Origin of the sequence: Micromonospora thermarum (assembly GCF_012034245.1) — a bacterium.
In the GTDB taxonomy this organism is placed as follows: Bacteria; Actinomycetota; Actinomycetes; order Mycobacteriales; family Micromonosporaceae; genus Micromonospora; species Micromonospora thermarum.
In genome coordinates this window covers 75326-101029 of record NZ_JAATEO010000017.1, presented here as the reverse complement: position 1 = coordinate 101029, position 25704 = coordinate 75326, and the positions used below count along the sequence as shown (strand labels likewise).

Annotated in this window: 22 protein-coding genes; 10 read left to right on the top strand and 12 right to left on the bottom strand. The window is 74.8% G+C overall.

Annotation, left to right across the window (positions count from 1 at the left end):
- Positions 1–20 precede the first annotated feature (20 nt).
- The 7 genes from HCJ94_RS16990 to HCJ94_RS16960 all read right to left on the bottom strand — a co-directional run bounded on the left by HCJ94_RS16990 (position 21) and on the right by HCJ94_RS16960 (position 6682).
- Entirely contained in the window at positions 21–1376 is a 1356-nt protein-coding gene (locus HCJ94_RS16990) for a glycogen synthase (RefSeq protein WP_168001998.1), read from the bottom strand.
- On the bottom strand, positions 1373–2137 hold the full coding sequence (locus tag HCJ94_RS16985; RefSeq protein ID WP_240944295.1) for an HAD family hydrolase: 765 nt from the start codon (positions 2135–2137) through the stop codon (positions 1373–1375). The genes HCJ94_RS16990 and HCJ94_RS16985 overlap by 4 nt, the downstream gene beginning before the upstream one ends.
- 2 nt (positions 2138–2139) lie before the next feature.
- Positions 2140–2421: a MoaD/ThiS family protein gene (locus tag HCJ94_RS16980; RefSeq protein WP_168001996.1), complete on the bottom strand. Its 282-nt coding sequence runs from the start codon at positions 2419–2421 to the stop codon at positions 2140–2142.
- Between the two features lie 11 nt (positions 2422–2432).
- Positions 2433–3200, bottom strand: a complete 768-nt coding sequence (locus tag HCJ94_RS16975) for a HisA/HisF-related TIM barrel protein (protein WP_309227321.1) — start codon at positions 3198–3200, stop codon at positions 2433–2435.
- 119 nt (positions 3201–3319) lie between these two features.
- Positions 3320–3775 (bottom strand): SgcJ/EcaC family oxidoreductase, encoded by a 456-nt coding sequence (locus HCJ94_RS16970; RefSeq protein ID WP_168001994.1) that lies wholly within the window; start codon positions 3773–3775, stop codon positions 3320–3322.
- 58 nt (positions 3776–3833) lie between these two features.
- Entirely contained in the window at positions 3834–5408 is a 1575-nt protein-coding gene (locus HCJ94_RS16965) for a GMC family oxidoreductase (protein WP_168001993.1), read from the bottom strand.
- Between the two features lie 92 nt (positions 5409–5500).
- The gene (locus HCJ94_RS16960; protein ID WP_168001992.1) at positions 5501–6682 is read right to left on the bottom strand and encodes an acyl-CoA dehydrogenase family protein; all 1182 of its coding nucleotides are present in this window, start codon (positions 6680–6682) and stop codon (positions 5501–5503) included.
- A gap of 393 nt (positions 6683–7075) precedes the next feature.
- Here HCJ94_RS16960 and HCJ94_RS16955 point away from each other — a divergent pair, with 393 nt between their 5' ends.
- From HCJ94_RS16955 to HCJ94_RS16915, 9 genes are all read left to right on the top strand, one after another.
- Entirely contained in the window at positions 7076–7543 is a 468-nt protein-coding gene (locus HCJ94_RS16955; RefSeq protein ID WP_168001991.1) for an SgcJ/EcaC family oxidoreductase, read from the top strand.
- Positions 7544–7574: 31 nt separating this feature from the next.
- Positions 7575–8060, top strand: coding sequence for an SgcJ/EcaC family oxidoreductase (locus tag HCJ94_RS16950; protein WP_168001990.1), 486 nt, complete (start codon positions 7575–7577; stop codon positions 8058–8060).
- Between the two features lie 71 nt (positions 8061–8131).
- Positions 8132–8923, top strand: coding sequence for an SAM-dependent methyltransferase (locus HCJ94_RS16945; RefSeq protein ID WP_168001989.1), 792 nt, complete (start codon positions 8132–8134; stop codon positions 8921–8923).
- A 41-nt stretch (positions 8924–8964) separates the two neighbouring features.
- Positions 8965–10308 (top strand): nucleotide disphospho-sugar-binding domain-containing protein, encoded by a 1344-nt coding sequence (locus tag HCJ94_RS16940; RefSeq protein ID WP_168001988.1) that lies wholly within the window; start codon positions 8965–8967, stop codon positions 10306–10308.
- Between the two features lie 159 nt (positions 10309–10467).
- The gene (locus HCJ94_RS16935; protein WP_168001987.1) at positions 10468–11622 is read left to right on the top strand and encodes a DegT/DnrJ/EryC1/StrS family aminotransferase; all 1155 of its coding nucleotides are present in this window, start codon (positions 10468–10470) and stop codon (positions 11620–11622) included.
- A gap of 33 nt (positions 11623–11655) precedes the next feature.
- Positions 11656–12717 carry a glucose-1-phosphate thymidylyltransferase gene (locus HCJ94_RS16930; RefSeq protein WP_168001986.1) on the top strand — a complete coding sequence of 354 codons (1062 nt, stop codon included), beginning with the start codon at positions 11656–11658 and terminating at the stop codon, positions 12715–12717.
- A gap of 55 nt (positions 12718–12772) precedes the next feature.
- On the top strand, positions 12773–14080 hold the full coding sequence (gene rfbH / locus HCJ94_RS16925) for a lipopolysaccharide biosynthesis protein RfbH (RefSeq protein WP_168001985.1): 1308 nt from the start codon (positions 12773–12775) through the stop codon (positions 14078–14080).
- A 46-nt stretch (positions 14081–14126) separates the two neighbouring features.
- Positions 14127–15473, top strand: coding sequence for a nucleotide sugar dehydrogenase (locus tag HCJ94_RS16920; RefSeq protein WP_168001984.1), 1347 nt, complete (start codon positions 14127–14129; stop codon positions 15471–15473).
- Positions 15470–16456 carry an NAD-dependent epimerase/dehydratase family protein gene (locus HCJ94_RS16915; protein ID WP_168001983.1) on the top strand — a complete coding sequence of 329 codons (987 nt, stop codon included), beginning with the start codon at positions 15470–15472 and terminating at the stop codon, positions 16454–16456. The genes HCJ94_RS16920 and HCJ94_RS16915 overlap by 4 nt, the downstream gene beginning before the upstream one ends.
- A gap of 200 nt (positions 16457–16656) precedes the next feature.
- On the opposite strand, the gene HCJ94_RS16910 is transcribed toward HCJ94_RS16915, so the two are convergent.
- Positions 16657–18270 (bottom strand): MFS transporter, encoded by a 1614-nt coding sequence (locus HCJ94_RS16910; RefSeq protein WP_373684326.1) that lies wholly within the window; start codon positions 18268–18270, stop codon positions 16657–16659.
- 36 nt (positions 18271–18306) lie between these two features.
- On the bottom strand, positions 18307–18975 hold the full coding sequence (locus HCJ94_RS16905) for a DUF899 domain-containing protein (protein WP_168001982.1): 669 nt from the start codon (positions 18973–18975) through the stop codon (positions 18307–18309).
- A gap of 235 nt (positions 18976–19210) precedes the next feature.
- Here HCJ94_RS16905 and HCJ94_RS16900 point away from each other — a divergent pair, with 235 nt between their 5' ends.
- Complete coding sequence (locus HCJ94_RS16900; protein ID WP_168001981.1) at positions 19211–22483, top strand: AfsR/SARP family transcriptional regulator; 3273 nt, start codon at positions 19211–19213, stop codon at positions 22481–22483.
- Positions 22484–22526: 43 nt separating this feature from the next.
- On the opposite strand, the gene HCJ94_RS16895 is transcribed toward HCJ94_RS16900, so the two are convergent.
- From HCJ94_RS16895 to HCJ94_RS16885, 3 genes are read right to left on the bottom strand one after another with little or no spacing between them, the layout of a single operon-like run.
- Positions 22527–22943, bottom strand: a complete 417-nt coding sequence (locus HCJ94_RS16895; protein ID WP_168001980.1) for an SgcJ/EcaC family oxidoreductase — start codon at positions 22941–22943, stop codon at positions 22527–22529.
- A gap of 49 nt (positions 22944–22992) precedes the next feature.
- A complete protein-coding gene (locus HCJ94_RS16890; RefSeq protein WP_168001979.1) occupies positions 22993–23382 on the bottom strand; it encodes a hypothetical protein in 390 nt (129 codons plus the stop codon).
- 10 nt (positions 23383–23392) lie between these two features.
- Positions 23393–25687, bottom strand: a complete 2295-nt coding sequence (locus HCJ94_RS16885; protein ID WP_168001978.1) for a peptidase S8 — start codon at positions 25685–25687, stop codon at positions 23393–23395.
- Positions 25688–25704: the final 17 nt, after the last annotated feature.

The following is a 25704-nucleotide window of genomic DNA, read 5'->3' as shown; positions in this document are numbered from 1 at the left end:
CCGTCGTCGGGCGGGTGCGGTCAGTCGGCGGGGCGGTAGAGGGCCTCGTACCGCCGCGCCGCGTCGTCCCAGGTGAACCGTGCCCGCATGCCGCGGTCGCGCAGCGCCGCCCAGCCGGCGGTGTCGGCGTGCCGGGTCACCGCCGCGCGGACGGCGGCGACCAGGTCGGCCGCCCGGTCGCCGTCGTACGCGACGCCCAGGCCGGACTCGCCGATCGTCTCGGCCATCCCACCGACCCGGCTCACCACCGGGACCGAGCCGTAGCGCAGGGCGATCAGCGGTGCCAGGCCGCACGGCTCGTAGCGGGACGGCGCGAGGAAGGCGTCCGAGCCGGCGTACGCGAGGCGGGCGGTCGCCTCGCCGCTGTCCGGGTGGAAGGCGACGCCCGGGTGCCAGCGGGCGGCCCGGACGAACGCCCGCTCGTACGCGGCGCCGGTGCCGACCACGACGAGCTGGATGCCGAGCGCGGCGATCTCGTCGATGCCCTCCAGCAGCGCCTCGACGCCCTTCTGCGGCACGAGCCGGCCGACGAACGCGAACAGCGGCACGTCCGGGTCGACCGGCAGGCCGCTGGCCCGCTGCAACGCCGCCCGGTCCACCGCCTTGCCGGCCAGGTCGTCGACGTCGTAGCGGGCCGGGAGGAAGCGGTCCGTCGACGGGTCGAAGTGGTCGTAGTCGACCCCGTTGAGGATGCCGTGGTAGTCGCCGCCCCGGCTGCGCAGCAGGTGGTGCAGGCCCGAGCCGTGCGCCGGGGTGAGCGTCTCGTCGCGGTAGCGCGGGCTGACGGTGGTGACCGCGTCGGCGTACCGGATGCCCTGGGCCAGCAGGTTGCCCGTGCCGTAGCCGGTCAGGCCCAGCTCGGTGGCCTTGTCGTACGGGAAGAGCCCCTGGTAGGCGAGGTTGTGGATGGTCAGCACCGAGCGGGGCGCGGCGGGCCGCCGGCGCAGCTCGGCGGGGACGTGCCCGACGTGCCAGTCGTTGCAGTGCACCGCGTCCGGCCGGTGGCCGGGTTGGGTGGCCAGGTCGGCGACGGCGCGGGAGAAGAGCACGAACGAGGCGAGGTGGCGTTCCACGTACCCCTCGGGCCGTTCCCAGTCCGGGTGGGCGTCGGAGGCCAGCGTGAGGTAGCGGACGCCGTCGTGGTCACCCAGGTCGGTGACCTGGAAGCGGGCCCGGACCCGGCCGGCCGCCACCGGCACCGTCCCGACCGGACGGCCGGCGGGCAGGCCGGCGTACCCGGGCAGAACCAGCTCGACCCGGTGCCCGCGTGCGGCGAGCGCCTTCGGCAGCGCCTGGGCGACGTCGCCGAGCCCGCCCACCTTCACCAGCGGGGCGACCTCCGACGTGGCGAAGAGGACCCGCAGCGGCGCGCTCACCGGCTTACCACGGAAGTGGTCGACGCGGGGTGGGGTCCGCGCCCGGACCCGGACCCCGGCGGGACCGGTACGGCCGGCGCGGCGCGGAGCAGGACGGCGGCCGCCCCCGCCACGTCCAGGCGGACGCCGCCGGGGACCGGCGCGGCGCGCACCGCGGCGACGGCGGGAGCGGTCCACGTGGCGCCCGCGGCCGCCAGGCCCGCCTCCTCGCCGACCGCGACGCTCGCGGCGCCGGCGGCCGTCGCCGCGCGGACGCCCCCGGGCGAGTCCTCGACCACGAGGCAGTCGGCCGGATCCAGGGCCAGCCGTTCGGCGCCGAGCCGGTAGCAGTCCGGGGCGGGCTTGCCCCGGGGCGTCTCCCCCCAGGTCACCGTCGCGGTGAACGCGCCGGCCAGGCCCAGCTCGCGGACCACCCGCCGGGCCCGCCGGTCGGAGGCCCCGGTCACCAGCGCCATCGGTACCCGCGCGTCGCGCAGCGCGCCGACCAGCGCCACCGCACCGGGTACGGCGACGAAGTCCAGCGCCGGCTCGGCCTCGCGCACCTGGCGCAGCACGTCCTGCCGGTCGTCCTCCGGCAGGTCACCGAAGAGCGCCGCGACGGTGTGCTCCGGCGCGCACCCGAGCACGTCACGCCGGATCGCCGCCGGGTCGGGCCAGCGCCCGTACCCGGCGGCGATCCGGCGCCACAGCGCCACGATGGCCCGGCTCGAGTCGATGAGGACTCCGTCCAGGTCCCACAGGACACCGGCGAACTCGCGCATGCTCACCCGGCCCCGCCCGCGACGGCGGGCAGGATGACGAGCACGTCCCCGTCGTTGGTGCGGGTGTCGAGCAGCCCGCTCTCGCGGACGTCGACGTCGTTGACGTACAGGTTGACGAACCGGCGCAGCCGACCGTCGTCGGTGACCAGCCGCGAGTGCAGGCCCGGGTGCCGGGCGGCCAGGTCGGACAGTACGTCGGCGAGCGTCGTCCCGTCGGCGGTGACCTGCTTGTCCCCGCTGGTGTACTGCCGGAAGACCGTCGGGACGGTCACGTGCACGGCCACGGATGCTCCTCTCAGGTGGGGATCTCGTCGCCGGGCATCGCGCCGGCGAGGTACGACAGCCGGCCGGCCGACACGGCGTACCGCATGGCGGCGGCCATGGTCAGCGGCTCCTTCGCCTGGACCAGCGCGGTGTTGACCAGCACCGCCGCCGCGCCCAGCTCCATCGCGAGGGTGACGTGCCGGGCGCTGCCGAGGCCGCCCTCGACCACGACCGGGATGCCGACCTCGTCGATGATCCGGCGGATCGGCGCCGGGTCGGGCACGCCCCGGCCGGAGGCGACCGGCGCCGCCATCACCCGCAGCGCCGAACAGCCGAGCGACTCCAGTGCCCGGGCGGTGTCCAGGTCGGGGAGGATGAACGGTAGCACCTCGTAGCCGGCCTCGCGCAGCCGGCCGGTGGTATCGATGGTCGCCCGGTTGTCCGGCAGGTTGGTGCCGTCACGCACGTCGAGCTTGAACACCTCGATGCCGTACGAGTCGTGCAGGATCTCGACGGTCCGCCAGGCGCTGTCGGCGGACCGGGCGAAGGACGTGGTGCCGACCCAGAGGTAGCGGTCGAGCGTCAGTTCGTCGTCCAGGTCGGACAGCAGGAGGCTGGACCGGCGGTTGTCCGGGTCGACGGTGGTGATGAAGATCTGCGACCCGGTCACCTCCAGCACCTGCCGGACGACGGCGGGCTCGGTGTACTGCTCGATGCCGACGAGGAGCCGGGAGGTCAGTTCGCGGCCGCCCAGCACCAGCCACGGCTTCGCCAGATCCCGCTCCGGCAACGTCTCCACGGACAAGGGGACACCTTTCTGTCGCGGTCACCGGTGGGGTGACCGGTCGGGGGCGGCGGTACGCGGCCGGCGGGCGCCGGCCGCGTCGATCCCGCGCGCTGTCGGGGGAAGTGGTGGGCTCAGCCCTTGACCGGGCTGGACTGGTACGACAGGACCCGCCAGTCACCGTCGGTGCGGACCGAGACGAAGGTGATCCGGCTGGACCGTTCGGGGGCGACCTCGTCCTCGCCGGCGAGCAGGAAGCCGCCCTCGGCCACCATGAAGGCGCAGTCGGCGTGCAGCATCTTGATCTCGACCGGCTCGAAGCGCAGCCGCGAGCCCTTGTACGGTCCGGCGAACGCCTCGGCGAGCCAGGACCGGATCTCCTCCCGGCCCTTCAGCTGCTCGTCACCCATCAGCATGCTGCCGTTGTCGGTGAACATGGCGGCGACGGCGTCGGCGTCGCCCGCGTCCCAGTTGGCGCGGACCCGCAGCGGGGCCGTCAGGGAGTGGCCCTCCTCGCCGTTGCTGTAGGCGCCGTAGTTGGTGGCCCACTGCTTGGCCTGGGTGACCAGCGACGCTGCCTTGGTGGTCATGGTGTGCTCCTCGCGGGTTCACCGGCGCGGGGCGCCGGGCTGGTGGACACGGGGTGGGTCAGCCGGCCGTCAGGGCCGCCTCGACCGGGGCGGGTACACCCCGCACCAGGTCGGCGGCCTTCTCGCCGATGGCGATGGTCGCGGCGTTCGGGTTGCCGCTGACCAGGCGCGGCATCACCGAGGCGTCGGCGACGCGGAGCCCGTCGACGCCGAGCACGCGCAGCTCCGCGTCGACGACCGCGCCCATCGCGCAGGTGCCGGCCGGGTGGTAGATCGAGTGCGCGTACTGCCGGACGTAGTCGCGCAGGTCGGCGTCGGACTCGGAGGCCGGCGGCCGGAACGGCCGCTCGGTGTACGGCTTGAGCGCCGGCTGCCGGGCGATGTCCAGCCCGATGCGCAGCGCCGCCACCGCGTCGTCCAGATCGGACTCCTCGGCGAAGTAGTTGTGGACGATCTTGGGCTTGGCCGTCGGGTCGTCCAGGGCCAGCAGCACGCTGCCCCGGCTGCGGGGGGCGAGCATCGACGGGCCGTACGACAGGGCGTGGTCGGTGGGCGTGCCGAGGCCGTTGTCGGCGAACATGACCGGCGCGGCGAGGAACTCCACGTCCGGCGCGGGCAGTCCGTCGCCGGTGCGGACGAACCCGCCGGCCTCCGGCCCGTTCGAGGTGAGCGGCCCCCGGCCCTCCGTCATGAACTGCTCCAGGTGCTCGGGCGTGCCGGCGGCGAGCAGGCTGACCGGGTGCGAGTGGGCGTAGATGAGCGGCACCAGGACGTGGTCCTGGAGGTTCTGCCCGACCTGCGGCTGGTCCAGCACGACGGGCAGGCCCAGCGCGGTCAGCAGCGCCGCCGGCCCGATGCCGGAGAGCATCAGCAGCTGCGGCGAGTTGTACGCCCCGGCGGAGAGCACCACCTCGCGCTCGGCCCGGATCTCGACGTCCTCGCCGAGCCGCTGGCCGACCACGCCGACCGCGCGGCCGTTCTCGATGAGCACCCGGTGCACCTGGAGGTTCGTCTCCACGGTGAGGTTCGGCCGCCCGGCGGCCGGGTGCAGGAACGCGGTGGCGGTGCTGGCCCGCCGGCCGTCCCGCTGGGTGAGCTGGAACAGGCCGAAGCCGTCCTGCTCGGCGCCGTTGAAGTCGTCGTTGGCGCCGAACCCGGCCTCCTGCGCCGCCGCCACGAAGGCCGCCGACATCGGGTTGCGGGCCCGGCCCTCGGAGACGGCGAGCGGCCCGCCGACCCCGTGGTACGCCGACTCGCCCCGCTCGTTGTCCTCCGAGCGCTTGAAGTACGGCAGCAGCTCGTCGTAGCTCCACCCGGGCTGGTTCCAGCCGTCGAAGTCGGAGCGGTGGCCGCGGATGTAGATCATCGTGTTGATCGAGCTGGTGCCGCCGAGCACCCGGCCCCGGGGCAGGTAGATCCGGCGGCGGTTCAGGTACGGCTCGTCGTGCGTGTCGTAGTCCCAGTCGAGCTGCGTGCGGAACAGCCGGCCGAACGCCACCGGGACGTGCACGTTCTGCGCCGTGTCCGCCGGGCCGGCCTCGATCAGGCAGACCCGGACGTCGGGATCCTCGCTCAGTCGCGCCGCCAGCACGCAGCCCGCCGAACCGGCGCCCACGATCACGTAGTCGTACATCCACCCCTCCTCGTCGCCGGGCCGCCAGGCGTGCCGCCGGCGCAGCGTGCTGCGGGAGCCGGCCGCCGGTGCCGCCGGCGGCCGGCCCGATGTCAGATGTAGAAGCTGTTCGGCTCCAGGCCGCAGAGCACCCGGCCGTAGAGCTCGTAGTTGGTCTGCGGGGTCATCAGGGCGTGCAGGTTGACCGTCTGCACGTCGCGGGCGATCCGCTGGATCGGCACCGAGCTGTAGATCGAGGAGCCGCCGCTGGCCATCGCCAGCACGTCCACCGCGGCCCGGCCGAGCTGGCAGACCGCGCCGACGTCCGCCCGGGAGCGGGCCCGCTCCTCGATCGTCCACGGCTCGCCGGAGCGGCCCTTCTCGTCGACCAGCGAGGTGACCCGGTGGGCGTGGAACTCGGCCTGGTCGGTCTTGAGCGTCGCCTCAGCCACCTGGAGGTGGGTCACCGGCGCCTCGGCCTGGCTCTCGTAGCTCGTGTACGTGATCTTGCGGCCGGGCAGCCGGTCCAGGAACGCCTCGCGGGCGGCCCGGGCCAGGCCGAGCACCGTGCCGACCGACGAGGCGGCGGCGACGCCGAGCAGCGGCGCCCGCCACACCGGCGAGTCGGCGTTGCCCGCCGACGCGTACTGCCCCTGGAGAACCGCCGGCAGCGGCAACACCCGCTCGGCGGGGACGAAGACGTCCCGCGCGACCGTCGTGACGCTGCCCGAGCCGCGCATCCCGGCCGTGTACCAGTCGTCGACGATCTCCAGGTCGGTCATCGGCACGAGCATCATCACCGGCATCGGCGTGCCGTCCGGCGCCGCGCCCATGGCGATGATCTCCTGCCACTGGCTGTGCCAGGCGCCGCTGATGAAACCCCACTGGCCGTTGAGCAGCACACCGCCCGGGCGGGGCTCGGCGCCGCCGGTCGGGCTGAGCGTGCCGCAGACGCGGACGTCGGGCGTCGCGAAGACCTCGTCCTGGACCTCGTCCGGGAACATCCCGACCATCCAGCCGGGGATCCACCACACCGAGGCGGTCCAGGCGGCGGAGCCGTCACCTCGGGCCAGGTGGGCGGCCACGTCGCAGAGGGTACGGGTGTCCGACTCGTACCCCCCGTAGCGGCGGGGCACCCGCATGCGGAACAGGCCCGCGTCGGCCATCGCCTCGACGACCTCGTCGTGCAGGCGGCGGTTCTCCTCGGACCAGCTCGCGTGCTTCTGCAACAGGGGCACCAGCTCGGCCGCGCGGCGCACCAGCTCCGGGCCGGGCACTGTCTGGGTGACGTCCACCCTGACCTCCTCGCAAGTCGTCGTGTTCGGCGGTACCACCCGCCCCGGGGCGCACGGTGCGTGCCGGTCGCGGGGTGTGAAACGGGTCGGCGACCCCGGCGCGGGGCGGCCCGGGCACGGGCGGCGGGACGGACCCGGTCGGCCGGTCCTCACGTGCCCCGGGTGCCCTTGGCATCGTCGGCGGCGCACGCGGAGCCCCGCATCTTTCGAAGTGCGGTGTTGCCGGTGCCAGCCGGCTCCGCGAGGGCGACCGCCGCCCGGTAGCGCAATCACAAAGATGCGTTCAGTGACGGAGCCCGGCCACGATTCCAGGGAGCGATCACCACCGGTACCCGGCGTGGAGTCACCGGCATCCGGCCGGTCCCCGCCGCACCCGAGGGAAGGGAACACCCCATGTCCACGACCACCCAGGCCACCCGGCCCGACCTCGACGCCTACTACGGCCCCTTCACCAGCGAGAAGGAGAAGGAGGTCCTGGGCGTTCCGCTGCGCCTGGTCGCCGCCTGGAGCCGCAACGACGCCGCCGGTGTGGCCGACACCTTCACCGACGACGGCATCCTCATCCTCCCCGGCGACGTGTTCAAGAAGGGTCGCGACGAGATCTACTCCTTCATGGCCGCCGCCTACGCCGGCCCGTTCAAGGGGACCGGCGTGACCGGCAACCCGGTCGACGTGCGCTTCGTCAACGACGACGTCGCCCTGCTGCGCACCCACGGCGGCATCCTCGCCCCGGGCGAGACCGAGATCGCCCCCGAGCTGGCCGTCCGCTCCACCTGGGTCTGCGTCAAGCGGAACGGCGAGTGGAAGCTCGCCGGCTACCAGAACAGCCCCCGCGGCGCCGGCGCCACGCTGCGCTGGTGACTCCCGCCCGACAACCCGCGAGGAGCGCATCATGACCACCACAGCGACGACGCGGTGGGGCGACGCGAAGGAGATCCTCGGCGCCGCCGGCGTCACCGAGGACCCTGCCTACGTCCGCGACTTCCCCGGCCCGGAGGAGCGGGCGATCCTGGCCGTCCCGCAGCTCATCCAGGCGGCCTGGAAGGCCAACGACGCCGACTTCTTCGCCGACATCTTCGCCGAGAACGGCAGCCTGCTGATGGGCGACGAGCAGCTGACCAGCCGCGAGGAGATCCGCGCGTACATGGCCAAGGGGTTCAGCGGCCCCTACCGGGGCGCGTACGTCAAGGGTTACCCGGTCGCCCTGCGGATGCTGCACCCGGACGCCGCGATGGTGGTCACCGGCGGCGGCATCATCCTCGCCGGCGAGAGCGGCATCGCACCCGACCGGCACATCCGCGCCACCTGGATCATCGTCCGCCGCGAGGGCGAGCGCCCGCAGTTGCTGTCCCACCAGAGCAGCCCCGTCACCGGCTGACCGGCGGGGCCGGCCCGTCCCGGGCCGGCCCCGCCCGCCGTCCACCCCACCCACGATCGAGGAGTCTTCCGATGTCGACCGAGTCCGTGGAGCGGCCCTCACCGGCCCGGATGTACGACTACTTCCTGCACGGCACGAACAACTACCCGGTGGACCGGGTGGCGGCGGAGGCGGTGATCGGCCGGGTCGGCCAGACGCTGACCCGGGACGTGGTCTGGGAGAACCGCCGGTTCCTCGGTCGTGTCGTGCGGTACCTGGCGGCCGAGTGCGGGATCCGGCAGTTCATCGACGTGGGCGCCGGGCTGCCGAGCCAGGAGAACACGCACCAGGTGGCGCAGCGGGCGGTGACCGCCCCGCGGGTCATCTACGTGGACAACGACCCGGCGGTGGCCGAACACGGCACGCGGCTGCTCACCGAGCAGGAACGGGCCAACACCGCCATCCTGACCGCCGACCTGCGCGACCCCGCCGCGATCCTCGACCACCCGGACACGAAGGCGTTGATCGACTTCTCGGAGCCGGTCGCCGTGCTGTTCGTCGCGGTCTTCCACTTCGTCCGCGACAGCGAGGACCCGGCGTCGATCCTCCGCGCGTTCCGGGACCGGATGGCGCCCGGCTCGTACCTGGCGCTGTCCCACCTCGCGGTGGAGGGCTCGCCGGCCGAGGAGCGCGCGCTGATGGAGGAGAGCTACCGCAACGCCACCGCGCCGATGGTCTACCGGTCGACCGCGGCGATCCGTTCGCTGTTCGACGGCTTCGTCCTCGTGCCGCCGGGCCTGGTGCCGACCGGCCGGTGGCGGCCCGACGAGGCGGACGCCCCGTCGACCGAGCGGATGTACGCCGGCGTGGGGCGCAAGCCCTGACGCCCCGCAGACCACCCGGCCCCGCACCCCCGAGGAGAGACATGCGCGTCGTCTTCGCCCTGTGGCCGAACCCGGCCCACCTGTACCCGCTGGTCCCGCTCGCCTGGGCGATGCAGAGCGCCGGGCACGAGGTCCGCGTCGCCTCCCATCCGATCCTGGCGGACAGCACGAAGGCCGTCGGGCTGACCCCGGTCGCGGTCGGTGACCCCGAGATCATGCCGATGGGCCCCGGCCGGCCGCAGCCGCGCAGCGTCAAGGAGCGGCTCGACCGGATCACCGCCGCGCTGGAGCTGTCGCCGGCCGACAAGGACGTCTGGGACGTCTTCTACCAGTTCATGCTGCCGTCCATGTGGGACTTCCACCCGGTCGGCTCGACCGCCGCCGACCCGCACCCGGTCCTGGACGACCTGGTCGAGTTCACCCGGGCGTGGCAGCCGGACCTGGTGCTGTGGGACCCGTGCTTCCCGGCCGGGGCGGTGGCGGCGCGGACCGCCGGCGCGGCACACGCCCGGCTGCTGTGGGGCCTGGACTACTTCGCGTTCACGATGGACCGGTTCGCCGAGCGGGCCGCGCGGCCGGGCCCGGGCCCGGAGGCGAACCCGCTGGTCGAGACGATGCGCCCGGGCGCCGAGCGGCACGGCCTGGACGTCGACGACGAGCTGCTGCTGGGCCAGTGGACGGTCGACCCCACGCCGGCCGGCGTACGGCTGCCGACCAGCGTCCGGACGGTGCCGGTGCGGTGGGTGCCCTTCGCGGCGCAGGAGGCGCTGCCGCGCTGGCTGCACCGGCGCCCCGAACGGCCCCGGGTCGCGCTGTCGCTGGGCCTGTCGCAGCGGATGTACTTCAAGGGCGGCTGGGACCACGTGCCCGGGCTGCTGCGGATGGTCGCCGACCTCGACGTCGAGGTGGTCGCGACGCTGAACGCCGACCAGCTGGCCGGGATCCCCGAGCTGCCGGAGAACGTCCGGGCGCTGGACTACCTGCCGCTGACCCAGCTGCTGCCGTCCTGCGCCGCGCTCGTGCACCACGGGGGCATGGGCACGTTCGCCAGCGCGGCCGCGCTGCGGGTGCCGCAGCTGATCACCGACTCGGACGACGACAACGGCATGATCACCATCGAGGCCGACGGCCTGGAGTGGTCGATGGCGACCAAGCACATCGAGTCGTCGGTGACCGCGCGGTGCGTGGCGCAGCGGGGTGCGGGACTGGTCCTGGACATCAAGAACCTGTCCGTGGAGGCGATGCAGAAGCAGCTGGTCCGGGTGCTGGACGAGCCGTCGTTCCGCGAGGGCGCGGACTCGCTGTACGAGGACCTGCTCGCCACGCCGAGCCCGACCGAGATCGTTCCCGTGCTGGAGAAGCTCACCCGGCGGCACCGGGCCTGACCCGCCCTGGCGCTCCCCCGGCGGCGGCCCGCACGTGCGACGCCGCCGGGGGCCCCGTCGCGCCCTCGACCGCCCGCCCGCGCCCGCCCGGGCCCGTGGGCCGATCCGCGCCCGTTCCGCCGCCGGCGGACCAGCCCGCCCCGACCACCGGGAGAACCGATGATCAACGTATTCCAGCCGACGCTGGGCGCGGCCGAGCTCGACGCCGTCCGCGACGTGTTCGACAGCAGCTGGCTGGGGCACGGGCCGCGCACCCGGCAGTTCGAGCGGGAGTTCGCCGAGCACGCCGGCCTCACGCCGGAACGGACCATCTTCATCACCTCGGCCACCGCCGGCCTCTTCCTCGCCGTCGAACTGCTCGGCCTCGGGCCGGGCGACGAGGTGGTGCTGCCGTCGATCAGCTTCGTCGGGGCGGCCAACGCGATCGCGGCGGCCGGCGCCCGGCCGGTCTTCTGCGACGTCGACCCGCGCACCCTCAACCCGACGGTCGCCGACGTGGAACGGGCGCTCACCCCCGCCACGAAGGCGGTGATCGTCCTGCACTACGGCGGCGTGCCGGGCGACGTGGCGGCGATCGCGGAGCTGTGCCGGCGCCGCCGGCTGGCACTGGTGGAGGACGCGGCGTGCGCGGTGGCGTCCACCGTCGACGGCCGCGCCTGCGGCAGCTTCGGCGACATCGCCATGTGGAGCTTCGACGCGATGAAGATCCTCGTCACCGGCGACGGCGGGATGCTGCACGTGCGGGACGACGAGCTGGCCCGGCGGGCGCACCGGCTGGCGTACCACGGCCTCGAGCACGCCAGCGGTTTCTCCGCCGCCGGCAAGGGTGTGCCGCACCGCTGGTGGGAGCTGACGGTCCGGGAGTACGGCCGCCGGGTGGTCGGCAACGACCTGACCGCCGCGATCGGCCTGGTCCAGCTCCGCCGGCTGCCGGGGTTCGTGGCCCGCCGGCGGGAGATCGCCGGGACGTACGACCGGCTGCTGGCCGACGCCGAGGGTGTCCGTCTCCCGCCGCCGGTGCCCGACGGGCAGGTCAGCTCCCACTACTTCCACTGGGTCCAGCTCGACCCGGCGATCCGCGACCAGGTGGCGGCGGACCTGCTGGACCTCGGGATCTACACCACGTTCCGGTACGCGCCGCTGCACCGGGTGCCCGCGTACGGCGGCGGCGGGCACCTGCCCGGCGCCGACGAGGCGGCGCGGACCACTCTCCTCCTACCGATGCACCAGGGGTTGACCGATGCAGACGTTCGAACGGTGGCCGACAGCCTGCGCAAGTCCGTCGACCAGCGACAGGCCGCGGCCGGTGGCTGACCGGACGGCGGGGCGGGCCCGAGGGCGGGCCCGGTGAAGGCCCTGGTGCTCGCCGGCGGCTCCGGCACCCGGCTGCGCCCGCTGACCTACTCGATGCCCAAGCAGCTCGTGCCGGTGGGCAACCGGCCGGTGCTGGAGCACGTCCTGGACGCGGTCCGCGCCGCGGGCGTGACCGACGTGGGGGTCGTGGTGGGCGGCTGGGCCGAGCAGATCGCCGACGCCCTCGGCGACGGCTCCCGCCTGGGCGTACGGCTGACGTATTTGCGCCAGGACCAGCCGCGTGGCCTGGCCGACTGCGTCCGGGTGGCCCGCGGGTTCCTCGGCGACGACGACTTCCTCATGTACCTCGGCGACGTCATGCTGCCCGACGGCGTGGCCCGGTACGCCGACGAGTTCCGCGCTCTCCGGCCGGCCGCGCACGTGCTCGTGCACAAGGTGGCCGACCCGCGCGCCTTCGGCGTCGTCGAGCTGGGCCCGGACGGGGCCGTCCGGCGGCTGGTGGAGAAGCCGCGGGAGCCACGCAGCGACCTCGCCCTCGTCGGGGTGTACTTCTTCACGTCGGCCGTGCACGCCGCGGTCGACGCGATCACGCCGAGCGGCCGGGGCGAGCTGGAGATCACCGACGCCGTGCAGTGGCTGGTCGGCGCCGGCGCGGACGTCCGCGCCAGCGAGTACCACGGCTACTGGCGGGACACCGGCCGGGTGGAGGACCTGCTGGCGTGCAACCGGCACCTGCTCGACGGCCTGGCCCGCGACGTGGCCGGCCAGGTGGACGCCGCCAGCGAACTGACCGGGCCGGTGGTGGTGGCGCCCGGGGCCCGGGTGGTCGCCTCCCGCGTCGAGGGGCCGGTGGTGATCGGCGCGGACACCGTGGTCCAGGGCTGCCGCATCGGGCCGCACACCGCGATCGGCCGCGGCTGCCGGCTCACCGACGCCGACGTGGCGGACTCGATCGTCCTGGAGGGCGCCTCCATCACCGCCGTCCGGGGCCTGCACGGCTCGCTGATCGGCCGGTCCGCCACGGTCCGCCCCGGCCCGACGGCCGGGAGCCGGCTGGTCGTCGGCGACCACACCCGGGTCGAGATCGCCGCATGACCGGCGCCGGCCACCCGGCCGCCCGCTGCCGGGCCGAATCCGCAAGGGAGATGCGATGAGCGACGAACAGAAGGCGTTGCTGCTGGACAGCGTCCGCAAGTACCACCAGGAGATCCAGGAGGACCGGCCCTTCGTCCCCGGCGTGACGGAGATCTGGCCGTCCGGTGCGGTGCTGGGTGTCGAGGAGCGGGTGGCGCTGGTCGAGGCCGCGCTGGACCTGCGGATCGCGGCCGGGCGGAACGCCCGCAAGTTCGAGTCCGCGTTCGCGCGCAAGCTGCGCGTCCGCAAGGCGCACCTGTGCAACTCGGGGTCGTCGGCGAACCTGCTGGCGGTCTCTGCGCTCACGTCAACGCAGCTCGGCGACCGGCGGCTGCGGCGCGGCGACGAGGTGATCACCGTCGCCGCCGGGTTCCCCACCACCGTCAACCCGATCCTCCAGAACGGGCTGGTGCCGGTCTTCGTCGACATCGAGCTGGGCACCTACAACGCCACCGTCGACCGGGTCGCCGCGGCGATCGGCCCGAAGACCCGGGCGATCATCCTCGCCCACGCGGTCGGCAACCCGTTCCCGGTCGCGGAGATGGCCGAGCTGGCCAGGGAGCACGGCCTTTTCCTCGTCGAGGACAACTGCGACGCGGTCGGGTCGTTCTACGACGGCCGGCCGACCGGCAGCTTCGGCGACCTGGCCACGGCGAGCTTCTACCCCGCCCACCACATGACGATGGGTGAGGGCGGCTGCGTGGTGACCTCCAACCTGGTGCTCGCGCGGGTGGTGGAGTCGCTGCGGGACTGGGGACGCGACTGCTGGTGCGCGCCCGGCGAGAGCAACACCTGCATGAAGCGCTTCGAGCACCGGATGGGCTCGCTGCCCGACGGCTACGACCACAAGTACATCTACTCGCACGTCGGGTACAACCTGAAGACCACCGACCTCCAGGCCGCCCTGGGGCTCGCCCAGCTGGCCCGGGTCGACGAGTTCTGTGCCACCCGCCGACACAACTGGCGGCGGCTGCGCGACGGCCTCGACGGCGTGCCGCACCTGCTGCTGCCGGAGGCCACGCCCCGCAGCGACCCGAGCTGGTACGGCTTCGTCATCACCGTCGTCCCCGGGGCGCCCTTCACGGTGCCGGAGCTGGTGGACTTCCTGGAGGAGCGGAAGATCGGCACGCGGCGGCTGTTCGCCGGCAACCTGACCCGGCACCCCGCGTACGCCGACCAGCCCTACCGGGTGGTGGGCGAGCTGACCAACAGCGACATCGTCACCAGCCAGACCTTCCACGTCGGCGTCTACCCCGGCCTCACCGACGAGATGATCGACTACGTCGTCTCGTCGATCCGGGAGTTCGTCAAGACCTACGGCTGACCGGCCGGCCCGGCGAGGCCGGCCGGCGTCCTGATTGGAGCCTGAGATGGGTTTTCTGACCGACCGACGAGACCCGCGGGTGGCGGTCATCGGCCTCGGCTACGTCGGGGCCTGCATCGCGGCGGTGCTGGCCGAGCGGGGCCTCGACGTGGCGGGCGTGGACGTCGACCCGCACCTGGTCGACGAGCTGCGCCGCGGGTACTGCCGCTTCGAGGAACCCGACCTCGCACAGCTACTCCGGGCGGGTGTCGACACGGGCCGGCTGCGGGTCGGCACCGACTACGCGGCGGTCGCGGAGGCCGACGTCATCCTGGTGACCGTCGGCACCCCGGTACGGCTGGACGGGTCGCTCGCCGACGAGCAGCTGCGCGGCGCCTGCGTGGAGCTGAGCCGCCACCTGCGCCGGGGCCAGCTGGTCGTGGTCAAGAGCACCGTCCCGCCCGGCACGACCCGGGACTTCGTGCTGCCGCTGCTGGCCGGCGGCGGGTTGGTCGGCGGCACCGACTTCGGGCTGGCGTTCACCCCGGAGCGGCTCGCCGAGGGTACGGCACTGCGGGAGCTGCGGACCTTCCCGATCGTCGCGGGCGGCCTCGACGCGGGCAGCACGCGGGACGCGGCGACGTTCTGGCGGCGCGCGCTGGGTGTCGACGTGGTCCCGGTGGAGTCGCTGGAGGCCGCGGAGATCGTCAAGCTCGCCGACAACTGGTGGATCGACCTCAACATCGCCCTCGCCAACGAGCTGGCCAAGTTCAGCGCGCTGTACGACGTGGACGTCCTGGAGGTCATCCAGGCCGCGAACGGCATCCCGAAGGGCACCGGCACCATCAACATCCTGCTGCCCAGCGTCGGGGTGGGCGGCTCCTGCCTGACCAAGGACCCGTGGATGGTCTGGCACTCGGCGCAGCAGCGGGGCCTGGAGATCTTCACCGCGCCGGCCGGCCGGCGGGTCAACGCCGGCATGCCCGGGTACACCGCGCGGTTGATCCTCGACGAGCTGGCCGCGCTCGGCCGCCCGGCCCGTGGGGCGCGGGTGGCGGTGCTCGGCCTGGCCTTCAAGAACGACACCGGGGACCTGCGGGCGACGCCGGTGCTGCCGGCGGTCGAGGCCCTGCGGGAGGCCGGGTGCGAGGTGCGCCTGCACGACCCCCTGGTCGACCCGGACGAGGCGGAGAAGCTGTTCGGCCTGCGCCCGGTGCCGGACCTGGACGCCGCCGTACGGGACGTGGACTGCGTCGCGGTGCTGGCGCACCACCGCCCGTTCGCCGGGATCGACTTCGCCGCGCTGCCGGTCACCCGCCCGTGCCTGGTGCTCGACGGGCGGGCGTACTACAGCCGGGAGCGGATCGCCGAGCTGCGCGCGGCCGGCTTCCACTACCGGGGGATCGGCCGGTGAGCGCGCGGGTCGTGGTGACCGGCGGGTACGGCTTCATCGGCACGCACCTGGTGGACCGGCTGGTGGCGCGGGGCGACGAGGTCACCGTCGTCGACGGCGCGCCCCCGGCCACGGGACGTCCGGCGTGGGCCGGGCACGTCCGCTTCGTGGAGGCCGACGTGCGGGACGCCGGGCGGCTCGCCGAGGTGATCGCCCCGGGCGTCGACGTGGTCTACCACCTGGCCGCCGTGGTCGGGGTGGACCGGTACCTCGCCCGGCCGCTGGACGTCATCGACATCAACGTGACCGGTACGCGGGCCGTGCTGGACCTGGCCTGCCGGGCGGGCGCCCGGGTGCTGCTCGCCAGCACGAGCGAGGTGTTCGGCAAGAACCCGGCGGTGCCGTGGCGGGAGGACGACGACCGGGTGCTCGGCGCGACGTCGGCGGACCGCTGGACGTACTCGACGAGCAAGGCGCTCACCGAGCACCTGGCGTACGCGTTCGGCCGGCAGCACGGGCTCGCCGCGACGATCGTGCGCTACTTCAACGTCTACGGTCCCCGGCAGCGGCCGGCGTACCTGGTCAGCCGGTCGGTGCACCGGGCGTTGAACGGGCGGCCGGTGGTCGTCTACGACCGGGGCCGGCAGACGCGCTGCTTCACGTTCGTCGACGATGCGGTCGCCGGCACGCTCGCCGCGGCGGACCGTCCGGAGGCCGTCGGCGAGTCGTTCAACATCGGCAGGACGGTGGAGAACTCCATCGCCGAGGTGGTGCAGCTGATCGGCGTCCTGACCGGCAGCGACGCACGGTCCGAGGTGGACACCCAGGCGGCGCTCGGCACCGCCTACGAGGACCTGGCCCGGCGCATCCCGGACACCACGAAGGCCCGGACCATGCTGGACTGGAAGTGCGAGGTGCCGCTGCACGACGGCCTGGCCCGAACGGTCCGGTGGGCCCGGGAGAACCCGTGGTGGCTGGCCCTCCCCGACACCGGAGCATCCTGACCGACCGACCGGCGCCGCCCGGCCCCTGGGGGGCCGGGCGGCGCCGTCGTGCGCACCCGCCAGCAACGCGTTGATCAAGAGGATTTCGTCATCCGGCGGCGCGATCCAGGACGAGAACTTCTTGATTAACGGCAGCGGAGGGCGCACGGCGGCCGGGGTGCGGGGGGCGACATCCCGGCCACCGTGCGCGGTCGGTGGGGCTACTGCCGGGCGGGCTTTGGGGAGCCGCCGGTGCCGGCCGCCGCTTCCCCGCTGCCCTGCGCCGCGTCGGCCGCCGCCTGCTCCGCCGTCGGGCGGACCCGGCGCAGCAGCAGCGCCGAGAGCACGGCGAGGAGCACCGCCAGCCCGGCGCTCACCACCCCCGCCGTGTTGAAGCCGCTCGTGAACGCGTCCCGAGCCGCCTCCAGCAACGCCGCGCCGGCCTGGTCGGGCAGCTGACCGACGACCCCGCTGGCGCCGGCGAGGGACTCCTCGGCCGCCTCGCTGGCGTCGTCCGGCAGTCCGGCCGGAACGGCGGGGGCCACCTCGCTGCGGTAGACCGCCGTGCCGACGCTGCCCAGCAGCGCGACGCCGAGCGCGACACCCAGTTCGGTGCTGGTCTCCGACATCGACGACGCGGAGCCGGCCCGCTCGGGCGGCGCCGCACCGATGATCAGGTCGGTACCCAGCACGGCCCCCGGGCCGAAGCCGAGGTAGACGATCACCAGACCGGTCACCGCCAGCCCGAGGCCGCCGGCGCTGCCCACCAGGCCGATCAGCGCGTAGCCGACCGCGGCGATCGCCATGCCGCCGGCCACCACGTAGCCCGGTGCGACGCGCTGCGCGACCATCGGCGCCAGCATCGACCCGACCAGCATGGACACCGCGTACGGCAGCATCCACAGACCGGCGCGCAGCGGCGAGAGTCCCTCGACGAGCTGGGCGTACTGCGCGAAGAGCAGCGCGATGCCGCCGATGGTGGCCCCGCCGATCAGCATGATGAGCAGGGCGGCGCTGAAGGTGCGGTTGGCGAAGAGGCGCACGTCCAGCAGTGGATGGGTGAGCCGGCGCTGCCGGTGGACGAAGAGCACACCGATCACGAGGCCGACCACCATGGCCAGCAGCGGCTGGGCGCCGAACCCGTCCTTGGCCAGCTCCTTGAGGCCCCAGACGACCGGCAGGACGGTGGCCAGGCTGAGCCCGACGCTCACCAGGTCGAGACGGCCGGCGTCGGGGTTGCGGTACTCCGGCAGCAGCGCCGGCGCGGCAATCAGCAGCACGACCATCACCGGTACGCCGAGCAGGAACACCGAGCCCCACCAGAACGACTCGAGCAGGGCACCGCCGATCAGCGGACCGACGATCGAGCCGATCATGAAGCAGCTCATCCAGATGCCGATGGCCATGGTGCGCTGCTGCGCGTTGCGGAACATGTTGCTGATCAACGACAGGGTCGACGGCATCAGCGTGGCACCGGCGACGCCCAGCAGCGCCCGCGTCGCGATCAGCATCTCGGCGCTGGTGGAGTACGCGGCGACGACGGAGGCGGCGCCGAAGGCCGCCGCACCGATCATCAGCAGCCGGCGCCGGCCGATCCGGTCACCGAGGGTGCCCATCGTGACCAGGAACCCGGCGATCATGAACCCGTAGATGTCCATGATCCAGAGCAGCTGGGCGGCGTCCGGCGCCAGGTCGGCACTCAGGTGCGGCAGCGCCAGGTAGAGCACGTTGAGGTCGAGCGCCAGCAGCAGCGTGGGCAGGGCGAGCACCGCGAGCCCGACCCACTCCCGCCGGCCGGCGCGGGGCCCGGCCTCGCTCTCGTTGACGTCCATCATGGTCCTTTCCGTCCGGGGTACGCGGAAGCGCCCGGCCTACTTGTCGTAGTCGTCGTGCAGCCGCCACCAGCTGTACGGGGTGGTCTGCGGCCGCCCGTCCGGGGTGTCCTCCCAGGTCTCCTGGCGACCCAGCGGGGTCAGGTCGAGGAACGTCCAGTTGCTGCCGAGGGCCTCGACGCCGCGGGCGGTGGTGAAGTACGTGCGGTACACGTCGTCGCCGTCGCGCAGGAAGACACTGAGGCCGAACGACTCCCCCGCCTCCGACGTCAGCCCGAGGTCGGTGTTGAAGTCGGTGCCGTACGACGAGTACCAGGGCAGCGTCCAGCCCATCCGCTCCTTGAAGGGCGTGAGCTCGGCCAGCGGGGCCCGCGAGATCAGGGCGAGCGTGGTGTCCCGGGCGTTGAGGTGGGCCGGATGCCCGAGGTTGTCGACGAACATGGAGCAGCCCTCGCAGCGGTGCGACGAGCCGGGCGTGAACATGAAGTGGTAGACGACGAGCTGCCGCCGCCCCTCGAACACGTCCGCCAGGCGGGCCTTGCCGGCCGGGCCCTCGAAGACGTACTCCTTCTCGATCCGGGTCATCGGCAGCCGGCGGCGCTCGGCGGCGAGCGCGTCCCGCGCCCGGGTCGCCTCCTTCTCCTTGACCAGCAGCCGCTCGCGCGCGGCCTGCCACTCCTCCGACGACACGACCGGTGGCAGGTTCATGATCTCTCTCCGTCCGTGGTGTGGGACCGTCCTGAGGGGGTGCCGGCGGCCGGACCGCGCGCACGCGCGGGTCACGGCGAGGGGACGTGGCCCGCACGGGGGACCCACGGCCGGCCGTGGTCCGGCACCCTGGTCCACCCTGTCCGGCGCCGCTCTCGGTCCACTCCCGGTCCACTCGCGGTCGCCCCCGGTGACGTCACGGCCCGTCGCCGGTGTGCTGCGTTACGGTGACACCATGCGTTTCGGGCTCCTCGGTCCGCTGGGCGTCTGGGCGACGGACGGCGCGCCGGTCACCGTGCCCGATTTGAAGGTCCGTGTCCTGCTCGCCGCCCTGCTGGTCCACGAGGGCCGTCCCGTGTCGATCGACCGGCTCGTCGAGGACGTCTGGGGGGACCGCCCGCCGGCCAACCCCACCGGGGCGCTCCAGACGAAGGTCTGGCAGCTGCGCCGCGCCCTGAACGCCGCCGAGCCCGGTGCCCGCGACCGGGTGGTCTCCCACCCCCCGGGATACCTGCTGCGCACCGACCCCGACCCGACCGACGCCGAGCGGTTCACGGCGCTGGTGGAGCGGGCCACCGCCACGACCGGGCCGGCTGCGCGGGTGGCGCTCCTCGACGAGGCCCTCGGGCTGTGGCGCGGCCCGGTGCTGGCCGACTTCCCCGAGGCGCCGTTCGCCACGGCGCTGGCCGCCCGGCTGGACGAGCAGCGGCTGGCCGCCACGGAGGACCGCGCGGAGGCGCGGCTCGCGCTGGGCGAGCACCACCTGCTCACCGGGGAACTCGCCGATCTGGTGGCGCGCCACCCGTACCGGGAGCGCCTGCGTGCGCTGCACCTACGGGCGCTGTACCGGGCGGGCCGGCAGGGTGAGGCCCTGGACTGCTACGACCGGTTCCGCCGGCGGCTCGCCGACGAGCTGGGCGTGGACCCGGGCCCTGAACTGGTCGCCCTGCACCGGGCGATCCTGTCGCACGACCCGGCGCTGCTCGCCCCACCGGCGCCGGCCGGCCCGGTCCCGGTCGCGCCGGCCCCGCCGGGCGCCGCGCCCCCGGCGGGGGCACGCGGCAACCTGCCCGTCCCGCTGACCGACCTGGTCGGTCGGGAGGAGGCGATACGGGACATCCACGGCCTGCTCGACGCCGCGCGGCTGGTGACCCTGGTCGGCTCGGGCGGGGTGGGCAAGACCCGCCTGGCGGTCGAGGCGGCCCACCAGCTCGCCGGGGCGTACCCGGACGGGGTGTGGCTGGTCGAGCTGGCCGCCCTGGGCCGTGCCGACCCGGCGGCGCTGGCCGGGTCCGTCCTCGCGGTGCTGGGCGTCCGCGAGACCGTGGACCTCGCCCCCGCCACGCCGGCCGAGCACCTGGTGGAGGCGCTGCGCGGTCGCACGCTCCTGCTGGTGCTCGACAACTGCGAGCACGTCGTCGAGCCCGTCGCCGAGCTGGCGGACCGGGTGCTGCAGCACGCGCCGGGCGTCCGTCTGCTGGCCACCAGCCAGGAGCCGCTGGGCCTCGCCGGGGAGCAGGTCTGCGCCGTACCCCCGCTGGCCCTGCCGGACCCGGCGGTCAGCGACCCGGCGGTGCTCGCCCGGGCGAGCGCGGTCCGGCTCTTCGTCACCCGCGCGGCCGCCGCCGCTCCCGCCTTCGCGCTCGACGAGGCGAACGCCCGGGACGTCGCCGAGCTGTGCCACCGCCTCGACGGCATCCCGCTCGCGCTGGAACTGGCCGCCACCCGGGTCCGGTCCCTGGGGGTCCGCGGCCTGCTGACGCGGCTCGACGACCGGTTCCGGGTGCTGACCAGCGGTCACCGGGGCGCGCCGCCCCGCCAGCAGACCCTCCGCGCGATGATCGACTGGAGCTGGGAGCTGCTCGGCGAGCCCGAGCAGGTGGTGCTGCGGCGGTTGGCGGTGCACGCGGACGGCTGCGCGCTGGAGGCCGCCGAGGCGGTGTGCGCCGACGACGGCCTCCCCGCCGACCAGGTGCTCGACCTGCTGGCCCGACTGGTCGACCGATCGCTGGTGGTCATGGCGGAGGTGCCGGGCGGGCCGCGGTACCGGCTGCTCGAGTCGGTGGCCGCGTACTGCGCCGAGCGGCTGCGCGAGGCCGACGAGGTGGCGACCGTCCGCCGCCGCCACCGGCGGTACTACACGGCGCTGGCGCGCCGGGCCGACGAGGCGCTGCGCGGCCCCGAGCAGCGGGAGTGGCTGGCCCGGCTCGACCAGGAGACCGCCAACCTGCGCCGCGCGGTGGACGGCGCGGTCGCCGACGGGGACGCGGCCGGGGCGCTGGAGCTGACCACCGCGCTGGCCTGGTACGGCTACCTGCGCGGGCGGCTGCGGGAGGCGCGCCGGTTGATCGAGACCGCGCTCGCCGTGCCCGGCCCCGCGCCGGAGACGCTGCGGTCGGCCGCGGCCTGCTGGCGCGCCGGGCTGGCGCTGCTGGAGGGCGGCGGTGACCACGCGCCGCTGGTCGCCCCGGCGCTCGCCGGCTGGCCGGCCGGGGCGGACCCGGCGGCGCGGGCGCGGGCGGTCTGCTTCCTCGGGCTCGCGCTGCTCAACACCGGCGGCGTGGCCGGCAGCGCGGCACTCGTCGACGAGGTGCTGCCGGAGTTCGAGCGGCTCGGCGACCGGTGGGGCGTGGCCACCGCGCTGAGCCTGCGGGCGAACCAGGCGCAGGCCCGCGGTGAGCTGGCCGCGGTCCGCCGGGACGCCGAACGCGCCGTCGCCCTCTTCCGCGAGCTGGGCGACCGGTGGGGCCAGTTGCAGGCGTCCTTCCCGCTCAGCTCCCGCGCCGAGGCGACCGGGGACTACGCGGAGGCGGCCCGGCTGCACCGGGAGAGCCTGCGGATGGCCGAGGAGCTGGGGCTGTGGCTGGAGGCGGCGGACCGCCTCTCCGGCCTGGGCCGCATCGCGCTGCTCGCCGGCGACTACGACGGGGCACGGGAGTTCCACGAGCGGGCGCTACGGCTGGCTGCCGAGCAGAACTGCAAGCCCGCCGAGCTGTACGCGCAGATCGGTCTGGGGCTCGGGGCCCGCCGGGAGGGCCGCCTCGGGGAGGCGGAGGAGCTGCTGCGGGGCGTTCTGGAGTGGACCCGGCAGCCGGGCCTGGACGCCGGGGTGGTGCGGGCGCTGCTCCTGGCGGAGCTGGGGTTCGTCGCCGAGCTGCGGGGGGCCGCGCCCGCCGCGCGCGACCTGCACGCCGAGTCGTTCGCCCTGGCGACCACCATCGGGGATCCGCGGGCGCAGGCGCTGGCGCTGGAGGGGCTCGCCGGGGCGGCGGCCGTCGACGGCCGCCCCGCGGACGCGGCCCGGCTGCTCGGCGCGGCGGCGGTCGCGCGGGCCTCGGTGGGCGCGCCGCTGCCGGACGGGGAGCGCGGGGACGTCGACCGGATCACCGCCGCCGCCCGCGCCGCCCTGGGCGCGGCGGCGTTCGCGGAGGAGTTCGACCGGGGCACGACCCTGCGGCCCGACCAGGCGTACGGGTCGGTGTCGGCCACCGTCGGTCGGCCGGCCTGACCGGCCGGGCGGCCACGCCCGCCGGCCGGCCGCGGTCCCGGCCCTACCCGTCGGTGGTGCCCTTCGAGTTCTGGTACGCGGCGATGTGCCACCGCCCGTCGCGCCGCACCACCGTGGACGTGGCGAGGAAGCCGCGCTCGGGGACGATCCCGCTCTCGCCCTCCAGCAGCACGCTGCCCCGCGTCACCAGCAGGGCGATCTCGGCGGTGAGGAAGCGGACGTCGAGCGGCTCGACGTGCACCCGCGTCCCCGCGTACGGGCCGGCGAACCCGGCGGCCATGTAGGCGCGGATCCCGTCCCGGCCCTTCATGTAGGAGTCACCGATGAGCGTCCCGTCCTCGGTGAAGATCGCCGCGAAGCCGTCGGCGTCGTTGGCCGCCCAGGCGGCCATGATGCGGGTTGCCACGTCCCGCACCGCCGCCTCGTCGTCGGTCAGCACGGCGGTGTCGCCTGCGGACATGTCCTACCTCCTCGTGTCCCACCGGCACGCCGGGCGGCGTGGGTGCGTCTCAACAGGTGATCCGGGCGTCCGGAGAGGTCAGGTAGCCCATCATGTTGGGATCCCAGACGACGGCCCGGTACGTCCAGGTGCCGCTGCCGCGGCAGACGAAGTCGAGCCGGTTGACGGTGCCCGGGTCCATCCAGCGCTCCAGCACGGTCCGCCAGCCGGTGTCGGTCGACTGCCAGCGCATCAGCCAGAAGATGGCGTAGACCGCGCAGCCGTTGGTCGCCACGCTGCGTACGGACACACCGGTCGGGCTCAGGGTCGGGGTGCTCGGGGCGGTCACGCACGTCGCCGGCGCGGTGTCCGCCCGAGCCGGGGCGGGGCCGAGGGTGGCTGCCGCCAGCGCGCAGACGACGACGAGCGCGGCGGACGCGACCCGGGTGACGACGTTCATGGTTCCCTCCTCAACGGTCCTGCACACGGGGCGCGTACCGGTAGGCGTCGACGATGGTCTGCTCCAGCCGGTTGCCGTCGGTGTCCACCAGGACGGCCCGCAGCGACAGCGACGCCGCGTCCGGCGGGGTGGCCACCACCGCCCGGTAGCCGGCGCCGCCCGACGGCACCACGCGCGCCGGCCGCCACGTGCGGCCCGCGTCGCCGGAGACCTCGACGGCGAGTTCCCGGACGGCGCCGACCCGCGCGCCCGGCTGGGACATCACCGTCACCGGCAGCACGGTCACCGGTCCGTGGCGGACCCGGTTGTGGTCGTCGGCCGCCGGCGCGTACCGGACGGCCCAGAGCGGGAACGACTCCCCCTCCTCCCCGGTCGTGTCGGAGCGGAAGGTCCACACCGAGTCCACCCGCGTCGACAGGTCGGAGAAGGACGGCCGGGTCGTCCGCTTCTCCACCCGGAACGTCCCGGGCCCGGGCGGGATCCGCGCCTCGAGGTTCCCGGCGCCGGAGCGGGCCAGCAGCACGTCGTCGCGGTAGAGCAGGGTGGACGCGGTGTCGGTGAGCGAGCCGCCCCGGTGGGAGTCCTGGTCGGAGTACATCGGCACGCCGAACCAGACGGTGTCGCCGCGCCGGCCGGCGTGGCCGGCGAAGTCGAACATCGGCCCGAACACCGCGGCGTTCCACCGGTCGGTGTACCGGTGGCCGGCCCGGTAGCTGCGGTAGCCCTGCCCGAGGGCGGTGACCTCGGTGGGCAGCCCGCCCGGCCCCGGGACGTTCTCACCGAAGGCGCCGCTCCACTGGGTGTCGCCCGCGTCGAGCAGGTGGGTGGTGCGGGCCGGCAGGCGGAACGGCAGCAGGGCGGCCAGCGTGCCGGTCACGCCCGGGGCCGTCGCGAAGTGGGCCTTGGTGGCGGGCCGGCCGGGCACCTGCGCGACCAGTCGGGTGTCCACGGCGCCGAGGTCGCCCTCGTCGACCGTCCGGTCGAAGCCGGTGAAGAAGCCGCCGGGGCGGGTGTCCAGCAGGCCGTACGTGTACGGGGTGTCCGCGAAGTCGCCGCGCGGCCCGGGCACCCCCCAGGTGGAGGAGAGGTATCCGGTCATCCGCGTGGCGTCGACGTCCCCGCCGATCTGCCCGGCGTACAGGCCGTCGAAGCCGTCCGCCGCCAGTGACAGGGCGAACCCGGGTCGGTCGCCGTCGCGCCGCTCGAAGCCGAGATCCACCAGCGCGGTACGGGCGTCGGGCCGGGGCACGGAGGTGCGTACCGGGGCGGACCGCCGCGCGTCCACGTTCACCGTGGCGTCCCGGTCCAGGACCAGCTCGGGCTGGACCAGGCGGTGCCACGTGGAGTCGGTGTCGCCGAAGTCGACCACGTCGGCGACCAGGACGTACGTCCCCCGGGGCAGCTCGGCGGAGGACGCGCCGGCCGCGTCGCTCAGCACCGCCCGGACCTCGCCGGTGAGGTCGAGGACCATCGTCTCGGCGACACCGCTCGCCCGCCCGTCCGGGCCGACGTGGCGCACCGTGAGGGTGTGGGTCTCGGCCGGCGTCGTCCCGGTACCGCCGGTCGTGGCGGTGCTCCCCGGCCCGGACGCGCCGCCAGGCGTGGCGGTGCTGCCCGATCCGGGCGCGGGGCCCGCCGGAGTGTGTAGTTGAATCCGCGCGAGCTGCGACCGCTGGGCCCGGATCGCCGCCCACGCCGCCGGGGCGGACGACTTCGCGACGGTCACGGCGCCGGCGCCCGCGTGCGGCACGCGGGCGGTGGTGCGCAGACCGGGCCCGGTGAGCCCGGTCGCCGGGTCGGCGCCGCGTCGGGTGACGAGCAGGGGCAGCCCGGGGCTCCGCGCGTCGTCGTATCCCGCGCGGACCAGTTCGCTGACGTCGAACAGGCGCCGGTCCAGCAGGCCGGCGGTGACGAGGGGGCGCGCGTCCTCGGGGAGCACGAGACGCCGGCCTGCCGAGCGCAGGGTGGTGAACCGGATCCCCGCCCGCCCGGCGCCCGGCGTGACGGTCACCTGCGCGCCGTCGGCCGAGGCGGTGACGCGGTCGCCGGTGAGCAGCGTGACGGTGTGCCGGGCCGGCACCACGGACGGCGGGCCGGCGGGCGCGGGACGCGGGGCGCTCGATCCTGCGGCGTCCGCCGCCGTCCCTCCGCTGTGCACACCGGGCCGGGCCGCCCCCGGTTCGGACGAGGGGGCCGCGAGAGCCGGTGGGGCGGTCAGCGTCAGGGCGGCGGCCAGCAGCACGGCGCCCAGTGCCCGTACGACCCCGCGGCGTGGTCCACCGTGCGGTGATCGTTCCCCGCCCACGTCACGCACCTCCGCGC

Bases quoted from the DNA above. Each gene is read 5' to 3' on its own strand.
- HCJ94_RS16905 (WP_168001982.1), bottom strand. From the start codon at position 18,975: ATGAACCTGCCACCGGTCGTGTCGTCGGAGGAGTGGCAGGCCGCGCGC.
- rfbH (WP_168001985.1), top strand. From the start codon at position 12,773: ATGAGCGACGAACAGAAGGCGTTGCTGCTGGACAGCGTCCGCAAGTAC.
- HCJ94_RS16985 (WP_240944295.1), bottom strand. From the start codon at position 2,137: ATGCGCGAGTTCGCCGGTGTCCTGTGGGACCTGGACGGAGTCCTCATC.
- HCJ94_RS16955 (WP_168001991.1), top strand. From the start codon at position 7,076: ATGTCCACGACCACCCAGGCCACCCGGCCCGACCTCGACGCCTACTAC.
- HCJ94_RS16910 (WP_373684326.1), bottom strand. From the start codon at position 18,270: ATGATGGACGTCAACGAGAGCGAGGCCGGGCCCCGCGCCGGCCGGCGG.
- HCJ94_RS16970 (WP_168001994.1), bottom strand. From the start codon at position 3,775: ATGACCACCAAGGCAGCGTCGCTGGTCACCCAGGCCAAGCAGTGGGCC.
- HCJ94_RS16920 (WP_168001984.1), top strand. From the start codon at position 14,127: ATGGGTTTTCTGACCGACCGACGAGACCCGCGGGTGGCGGTCATCGGC.
- HCJ94_RS16890 (WP_168001979.1), bottom strand. From the start codon at position 23,382: ATGAACGTCGTCACCCGGGTCGCGTCCGCCGCGCTCGTCGTCGTCTGC.
- HCJ94_RS16900 (WP_168001981.1), top strand. From the start codon at position 19,211: ATGCGTTTCGGGCTCCTCGGTCCGCTGGGCGTCTGGGCGACGGACGGC.
- HCJ94_RS16895 (WP_168001980.1), bottom strand. From the start codon at position 22,943: ATGTCCGCAGGCGACACCGCCGTGCTGACCGACGACGAGGCGGCGGTG.
- HCJ94_RS16945 (WP_168001989.1), top strand. From the start codon at position 8,132: ATGTCGACCGAGTCCGTGGAGCGGCCCTCACCGGCCCGGATGTACGAC.
- HCJ94_RS16965 (WP_168001993.1), bottom strand. From the start codon at position 5,408: ATGTACGACTACGTGATCGTGGGCGCCGGTTCGGCGGGCTGCGTGCTG.
- HCJ94_RS16935 (WP_168001987.1), top strand. From the start codon at position 10,468: ATGATCAACGTATTCCAGCCGACGCTGGGCGCGGCCGAGCTCGACGCC.
- HCJ94_RS16950 (WP_168001990.1), top strand. From the start codon at position 7,575: ATGACCACCACAGCGACGACGCGGTGGGGCGACGCGAAGGAGATCCTC.
- HCJ94_RS16940 (WP_168001988.1), top strand. From the start codon at position 8,965: ATGCGCGTCGTCTTCGCCCTGTGGCCGAACCCGGCCCACCTGTACCCG.